This window comes from Promicromonospora citrea (genome assembly GCF_013004695.1).
Taxonomy (GTDB): Bacteria; Actinomycetota; Actinomycetes; order Actinomycetales; family Cellulomonadaceae; genus Promicromonospora; species Promicromonospora citrea.
Window position 1 is genome coordinate 35,324 of sequence record NZ_JABEMG010000027.1, and the last position, 7,217, is coordinate 42,540.

Sequence of the window (7,217 nt, forward strand, 5' to 3'; positions counted from 1 at the left end):
GTCAGTGCAGCAGGTAGATCACCCCGAACAGCGCGATCCACACCACGTCGACGAAGTGCCAGTAGTAGGACGTGACGATCGTGGTGGTGGCCTCGTGGTGGCCGAAGCGCTTGGCGGCGAACGACCGGCCGAGCACGAACAGGAAGGCGATGAGGCCGCCCGTGACGTGCAGGCCGTGGAAGCCGGTCGTCATGTAGAAGACCGAGCCGTAGGCGCTGGACGAGATGGTCAGACCCTGGTGGACCAGCTCGGTGTACTCGAAGATCTGGCCGCCGATGAAGAACGCGCCCATGAGGTAGGTCAGCGTCAGCCACTCGTGCATGCCCCACTTCCAGAACTGGAAGAGGCTGCCGGACCGCGACGGCTTGAACTCCTCGGCCTTGAAGACCGCCCACTGGCACGTGAACGAGGAGAGCACCAGGACGATCGTGTTGACCGTCGAGAAGCCGATGTTCAGCTTGTCCGCCTGGAGTGCCCACTCCTCGGCCGGCATCGTCTGCCGGACCGTGAAGTACATCGCGAAGAGCGCTGCGAAGAACATGAGCTCGCTCGCGAGCCAGACGATCGTCCCGACCGAGACCGGGTTCGGACGATTGACTGTCACGTGCTGGTGCGTGGGGGTGGCTGCAGCCGTTGCGGTCGACACGAGAGCCATTATGGCCGACGTTCGAGGGTCCCGAACGCCGAACCGTCACGGATGCTCGCGTCGAATCTCACAAAGTCCATGCAACGTGCCACCTGCGGCGTCTCTTGCTGACGGGTTTCGACAGAGTGCCATGAAAAGGGGCTGGACAGAACTGCCGTCCGGCCGGGGTCTGTGCCACGATCGACGCATGACCGGCATGACGACGGATGTGACCAGCGCTGCGACGGACGATGTGGTGACGTCGAGCCCGCGCGTCCTCCTGTACAGCGACGACCGCACGGTGCGCGAGCAGGTGCGCCTCGCCGTGGGCCCCCGCCTGGGCGCCGGCGCGCCCGAGATCCGGTGGACCGAGGTGGCGACCCCCACCGAGGTGGTCCGGCGCGCGGACGACGAGACGTGGGACCTGCTCGTCCTCGACGGCGAGGCCGACAAGGCGGGCGGCATGGGGCTGTGCCGCCAGCTCAAGAACGAGATCTACGAGTGCCCGCCGGTGCTCGTGCTCACCGGGCGCCCGCAGGACGCGTGGCTCGCCACGTGGTCCCTCGCCGACGGCGTGGTGTCGCGCCCGCTGGACCCGTTCGAGGTCCAGGCGGCCGTCGCCCGCCTGCTCACGCAGCCCACCGGCCAGGCAGGAGCAGGTCGCGCGTGAACCCCGAGGCACCCACCTGGTCCGGCCTGCTGGCCGGGCTGATGACCGGCTCCGACCTGAGCCGCGCCGAGGCCGCCTGGGCGATGGACCGCGTGATGACGGGCGAGATCTCCCCCGTCCAGCTCGGCGGGTTCCTCGTCGCGCTCCGCGCCAAGGGCGAGACCGTCGACGAGCTCGCCGGGCTGACCGACTCCATGGTGCGGCACGCGACCCGCATCGAGGTGCCCGGCGCGTCGGTCGACATCGTCGGCACGGGCGGCGACCGCGCGCACACCGTCAACATCTCCACGATGGCGTCCGTCGTCATCGCCGGGGCGGGCCTGCGCGTGGTGAAGCACGGCAACAGGGCGGCCTCGTCGTCGTCGGGGAGCGCGGACGTGCTCGAGCAGCTCGGGATCCGGCTGGACCACACCCCCGAGCGAGTCGCGCAGATCGCCCTCGAGGCGGGCATCACGTTCTGCTTCGCCGCGGTGTTCCACCCCTCCATGCGGCACGCGGGCGTGACGCGCAGGGAGCTCGGCGTCCCGACGGCGTTCAACTTCCTCGGGCCCCTCACCAACCCGGCGCAGCCGCGCGCGGCGGCCGTCGGCTGCGCGGACGCGCGGATGGCGCCGCTCATGGCCGGCGTGTTCGCCGAGCGGGGCAAGTCGGCGCTGGTGTTCCGCGGCGACGAGGGCCTGGACGAGCTCGCCGCCACGGCGGGCGCGACGGTGTGGGAGGTGGCCGACGGCGCGGTGACCGAGCACCGGATCGACCCGGCGACGGACCTGGGCCTGACCCGCATCAAGGTCGAGGACCTGCGCGGGCACGACGCGGCGTACAACGCGGGAGTCGCCCGCGCCCTCCTGGCGGGCGAGCCGGGGCCCGTGCGCGAGACGGTGCTGCTCAACGCGGCGGCGGGCCTCGTCGCGGACGGCACCCTGCCCGGCACGGGCGCAGGCCCGCTGGTCGACCGCCTGCGCGCCGGGTTCGACCTCGCCGCGCAGGCGGTGGACTCGGGCGCCGCGCAGGCGACGCTGGACCGCTGGGTCGCCGCGAGCCGCTGAACCGCTGGTCCGGCCGGGCCCGTACGGCCCGGCCGGAGCCGGTGCGGGTCAGCCCATCGACGCGACCATCTCGTCGAAGGTGATCAGCTCGTCACCGGACGGCGCGGCGATCTCGGTCACCTGACCCCAGTCGGTGAAGGAGCCGCTGGTGACCAGCTCCTTGCCCTCGATGTTCATCGTCATCTCGACCGCCCGGGGCAGGTTGTCGCCGTCGATCTTGTAGACGACCTCCATCTCGCCCATCTGCTCCAGCACGTCCTGGGGCAGGTCCTCGACCTGCGGGCCGGTGACCTTGGTCGGGTCGACGAGGATCGTGTAGACGTCCGTCTCGACGCCGTCGACGGTCTCGGTGCCGGTCTTCTCGAAGGACGTGATGGCGTCCTCCATACCGTCGAGCTGCGCCGCGGGATCCATGTCCTGCAGGGTGCCGTCCAGCATGTCGCCGATCCCGGCGAACATCTCCGCCATCGGGTTGTCGCTCTCTGCGGCCTCCGCGAGGCTGAGGTACTTGCCCGTGGTCACCTCGCCCAGGTTCATGTAGAGGTCGCCGCCGGCGAAGACGATGTCGGCGAGCTCGCCGTCCATCTCCATCTGCATGGCCATGGCGGGGTTCTCGGGGTCGGTCATGTCGATGTCCGCCTCGAGGCCCTCCTCCGTCAGGCCGGACTCCTCGGCGGCCGGGCCGGAGTGGGTCATGCTCAGGTGCACCGTCCGCGCCTCGTTCTGCGCCGCGGTCAGGTCGCTCACGAACGAGGCCTGGGTCAGCTCGACCGGGGCCGGGGAGGCTGCGGCCGACGTCTCCGCGGCGGGTGCGGCGTCCCCCTCGCCTCCCGTGGAGCAACCGGCGAGCCCGATCGCGAGGACGCCGGCCGTCGCCAGGGCGAGGGTCGTGGTGTTACGCACTGGGGAACCTTTCTGCCCGTCGCCGGCCGGCGCACACCCTGCGCCCGGGAACCGTGCGGCGAACATCCGATCCCATCACAGACAAACGGAATCAGTTGGCGCATATCGGGTGAAACAGCGGGTGAACTCCCCGGCCCGCACCCGGCCAGACGCGACACGCCCCGCCGCACGAGGTGTGCGGCGGGGCGTGTCGGACGCAGGGGCGCGGGCGTCAGTGCGAGTGGATGCCTCGCGAGAACTCGAACACCCAGCCGACGAGCGCGACGACGGCCACGCAGAAGCCGATGTAGAACACCCACCAGCCCACGGCCAGGCCGAGGAAGCAGATGGCGGCGGAGCCGGCGATGGCGAGCGGCCACCAGCTCCAGGGCGCGTACACGCCCTGGTCGCCCGCGGCGTCCTCGATGTTGCCGTTCGGGTCGTCCTCCGGACGGGCGTCGATGCGGCGGGCCGTGAGGGCCAGGTACGCACCGATCATCGCCACGAGCCCGCCGACCAGCGGCATGCCGAGGAAGCCGACCGGCTCCGACCAGTCCGTCATGAACCCGTAGACGATGCCCGCGGCGACGAAGAGGGGGGTACCCCAGAGGAACAGCCGGTACTCGATCTTCACTTGCTGGTCCCCTCGTCCGGGTCGTCGATGATCGTGGTGCTGCTCTCGCCGGACTGACCGGTACCGCCCGCAGCGCGCTCCTGCGCCTGCTTCTCCTGGCCCCGGCGGTCGGCCTCACCGTAGATGTTCTCGAGCACGCCCCGGTCACCGTCGTAGTCCGGGCGCTCCATGGCGACGACCTCGGGGTGGTGCAGGTCGAACGCGGGCGACTCGGAGCGGATGCGCGGCAGCGACGCGAAGTTGTGCCGCGGCGGCGGGCAGGACGTGGCCCACTCGAGCGAGCGGCCGTAGCCCCACGGGTCGTCCACGGTGACCTTCGGCGCCTTGCGGGCGGTCGTATAGACGTTCCAGAGGAACGGCAGCGTCGAGGCCGCGAGGATGAACGCACCGACCGTCGAGACCTGGTTCTCCCAGGTGAAGCCCTCCTGCGGCATGTAGTCCGCGTAGCGGCGCGGCATGCCCTCGACACCCAGCCAGTGCTGGATGAGGAACGTCGTGTGGAAGCCCACGAACAGCAGCCAGAAGTGCCACTTGCCCAGACGCTCGCTCAGCATCTTGCCGGTGAACTTGGGCCACCAGAAGTAGAAGCCGGCGAACATCGCGAACACCACGGTGCCGAACACCACGTAGTGGAAGTGCGCCACCACGAAGTACGAGTCGGACAGCTGGAAGTCCAGGGCGGGGCTGGACAGGATGATGCCCGTCAGACCACCGAAGAGGAAGGTCACGAGGAAGCCGATGGACCAGAGCATCGGCGTCTCGAAGGTGAGCTTGCCGCGCCACATGGTGCCGATCCAGTTGAAGAACTTCACACCGGTCGGCACGGCGATCAGCATCGTCATGAAGGCGAAGAACGGCAGCATGACGGCGCCGGTCACGTACATGTGGTGCGCCCACACCGTCACCGACAGGGCGGCGATGGCGACGGTCGCGTAGACCAGGCCCGTGTAGCCGAAGATCGGCTTGCGGCTGAACACCGGCAGGATCTCCGAGACGATGCCGAAGAACGGCAGCGCGATGATGTACACCTCGGGGTGGCCGAAGAACCAGAACAGGTGCTGCCAGAGGATGGCGCCGCCCGTCTCCGGGTTGAAGATCTGCGCGTCGAGGCGCCGGTCGGCACCCAGCGCGAACAGCGCGGCGGCCAGCGGCGGGAACGCCATCAGCACGAGGAGGCTCGTGATGAGCGTGTTCCACGTGAAGATCGGCATGCGGAACATCGTCATGCCCGGCGCGCGCATCGTGATGATCGTCGTGATGAAGTTGACGGCACCGAGGATGGTTCCGAAACCGGCCAGCGCGAGGCCGAACACCCACAGGTCCCCGCCGAGGCCTGGACTGTAGGTCGTCGTCGACAACGGCGCGTACGCGAACCAGCCGAACGACGCGGCGCCCTGCGGCGTGAGGAAGCCCGCAGTGGTGATGAGACCACCGAACAGGAACAGCCAGTAGGCGAACATGTTCAGGCGCGGGAAGGCGACGTCGGGCGCGCCGATCTGCAGCGGCATGATCACGTTCGCGAAGCCCGCGAACAGCGGCGTCGCGAAGAGCAGCAGCATCACGGTGCCGTGCATCGTGAAGAGCTGGTTGTACTGCTCCTTGCTCTGCACCAGCTGGATGCCCGGCTCGAAGAGCTCGGCGCGGATCAGCAGCGCCATGAGGCCGCCGATGCAGAAGAAGATGAACGACGTGATCAGGTACAGGTACCCGATCGTCTTGTGGTCAGTGGTGGTGATCCACTTGACCACGGTCCGGCCGAGCGACTGTCGCCCGGGCGCCAGACCCGGGACCAGCTCGGTGGTGGTCGCTGCGGCCATCAGTGCCCAGCCTCCTGTTCCTCGTCCAAAGGCTTGATCACGCCGGGCTCGCGAGCGAGGTCCATGCCCAGCTCGCCGGTCTGCCCCTTGGCCCTGAGCTCGTCCATGTGGGCCTCGTACTCCTCGGCCGAGACCACCTTGACGTTGAAGAGCATGCCCGAGTGGAACTCACCGCAGAGCTCCGCGCACTTGCCGGCGTACGTGCCCTCGCGGGTCGGCGTCACCTGGAACGTGTTGGTGCGCTGCGGGATCATGTCCTGCTTGTACAGGAACGCGGGGATCCAGAACGAGTGGATGACGTCACGCGAGTCGAGCGTGAACTCCACCGTCTCGTTGACCGGCAGGTACAGCGTCGGGAACGACGTCGAGGTGCCCGCGGCGCCGTCGAGCTCGTCCTCCGCCGTGACGCTGCCCGGGTCCGCCTCGTGCTCGCCGAAGTCGTAGACGCCGGCGTCGAGGTAGTTGAAGTCCCAGCTCCACTGCTTGCCGATCACCTGGATGTGCTCGGTCGCCGTGCCGTCCACGCGGTTGATCTCCGTCATGTCCCGGTCGGTGTACCAGAACAGGACGAGGACCATGATCAGCGGGACGGCCGTGTACATGAGCTCGAGCGGCAGGTGGTACCGCGTCTGCACCGGGAGCTGGTGGTCGTCCTTGCGCTTGCGGTAGGCGGCGATGCACCACAGCATCAGGCCCCACGTCACGAGCCCCACGGCGAGGGCGGCGATCCACGAGCCGACCCACAGGTCGGTGATCCGCGCGGTCTGGTTTGTCACCTCCCCGTCGCTGTAGCCGGGCAGGTATCCGCGCTGGACGGAATCACTGGCGCAGCCCGTGGCCACGACTGCGACGGCGACGGCGAGAGCAGACGCGCGCAGGATGGCCCGCCGGGTGCGGGTAGGCGACTTCGAGTGCAAGGGAGGCCTTTCACGTCTCGTTCGGCGCGTCGCACCGGATTCCCCCCGAGCTCCACGCAGAACCTTCGTCCTCGATGACATGCAGCCTAGCGCGCCCTGAGGCGTGATGATGCCCGGAACACTCCCCCGCGGACGTGACGCTCTCCGCATCCGGGACACCCGTCCCTCCTGTTCAGCACACCAGCGCAGGGAGTGTCAGATCGATCCTCCTCGGGCGCCATCCCGGCGCCGGACGAGCACCCCTCGCGCGGGTGCGAGGATCAGGGGGACGACCGGCAGCAGGAGGACTGTGTGAGCGACGCCACCCCCGCCACCCCCGTGCGGGTGCACCTCGACAACGGCGGACGCGCCCCGTGGCACCCGCTCGCCCGGCAGGCGTTCGAGCAGGCGCTCGCCGACGGCTGGGCCGACCCCCGGCGCCTGCACGCGGAGGGCCGCAGGGCCGCACGCCTGCTCGACGGCGCGCGCGAGGCCGTCGCCGCGGTGCTCGGCGCACGGACCGAGGAGGTCCGGTTCACCCCCGGCCACACTGCGTCGCTGCACGCGGCCGTCCTGGCGACGGCGGCGGCGCGGCGCCGCGCGGGCGGCACCGTGGTCGCGAGCGCCGTCGAGCGCGCAGCGGTGCT

8 protein-coding genes are annotated in these 7,217 nt (G+C 69.6%); 3 read left to right on the forward strand and 5 right to left on the reverse strand.

The features are described 5' to 3' along the window. Position 1 precedes the first annotated feature (1 nt). Positions 2-655 (reverse strand): aa3-type cytochrome oxidase subunit III, encoded by a 654-nt coding sequence (gene ctaE, locus HLB15_RS07840; protein WP_171104743.1) that lies wholly within the window; start codon positions 653-655, stop codon positions 2-4. 178 nt (positions 656-833) lie between these two features. Between ctaE and HLB15_RS07845 the strand changes: the two genes are divergently transcribed. Both HLB15_RS07845 and trpD read left to right on the forward strand, forming a co-directional pair. Beyond that, positions 834-1,295 carry a response regulator gene (locus HLB15_RS07845; protein WP_171104744.1) on the forward strand — a complete coding sequence of 154 codons (462 nt, stop codon included), beginning with the start codon at positions 834-836 and terminating at the stop codon, positions 1,293-1,295. Beyond that, positions 1,292-2,341 carry an anthranilate phosphoribosyltransferase gene (gene trpD, locus HLB15_RS07850; protein WP_171104745.1) on the forward strand — a complete coding sequence of 350 codons (1,050 nt, stop codon included), beginning with the start codon at positions 1,292-1,294 and terminating at the stop codon, positions 2,339-2,341. Before HLB15_RS07845 ends, trpD begins: the two co-directional genes overlap by 4 nt. A 48-nt stretch (positions 2,342-2,389) precedes the next feature. Here trpD and HLB15_RS07855 read toward each other — a convergent pair whose 3' ends face one another. The 4 genes from HLB15_RS07855 to ctaC all read right to left on the reverse strand — a co-directional run bounded on the left by HLB15_RS07855 (position 2,390) and on the right by ctaC (position 6,591). After that, positions 2,390-3,244, reverse strand: a complete 855-nt coding sequence (locus HLB15_RS07855; RefSeq protein ID WP_171104746.1) for an SCO4651 family lipoprotein — start codon at positions 3,242-3,244, stop codon at positions 2,390-2,392. A gap of 211 nt (positions 3,245-3,455) precedes the next feature. After that, a complete protein-coding gene (locus HLB15_RS07860; protein ID WP_171104747.1) occupies positions 3,456-3,857 on the reverse strand; it encodes a cytochrome c oxidase subunit 4 in 402 nt (133 codons plus the stop codon). Next, complete coding sequence (ctaD, locus tag HLB15_RS07865; protein WP_171104748.1) at positions 3,854-5,674, reverse strand: aa3-type cytochrome oxidase subunit I; 1,821 nt, start codon at positions 5,672-5,674, stop codon at positions 3,854-3,856. The genes HLB15_RS07860 and ctaD overlap by 4 nt, the downstream gene beginning before the upstream one ends. Then, positions 5,674-6,591, reverse strand: coding sequence for an aa3-type cytochrome oxidase subunit II (gene ctaC / locus HLB15_RS07870; protein ID WP_171104749.1), 918 nt, complete (start codon positions 6,589-6,591; stop codon positions 5,674-5,676). The genes ctaD and ctaC overlap by 1 nt, the downstream gene beginning before the upstream one ends. Positions 6,592-6,882: 291 nt before the next feature. On the opposite strand from ctaC, the gene HLB15_RS07875 reads away from it, so the two are divergent. Next, a partial coding sequence (locus tag HLB15_RS07875) for an aminotransferase class V-fold PLP-dependent enzyme (RefSeq protein ID WP_171104750.1) occupies positions 6,883-7,217 on the forward strand: 335 nt, incomplete at its 3' end.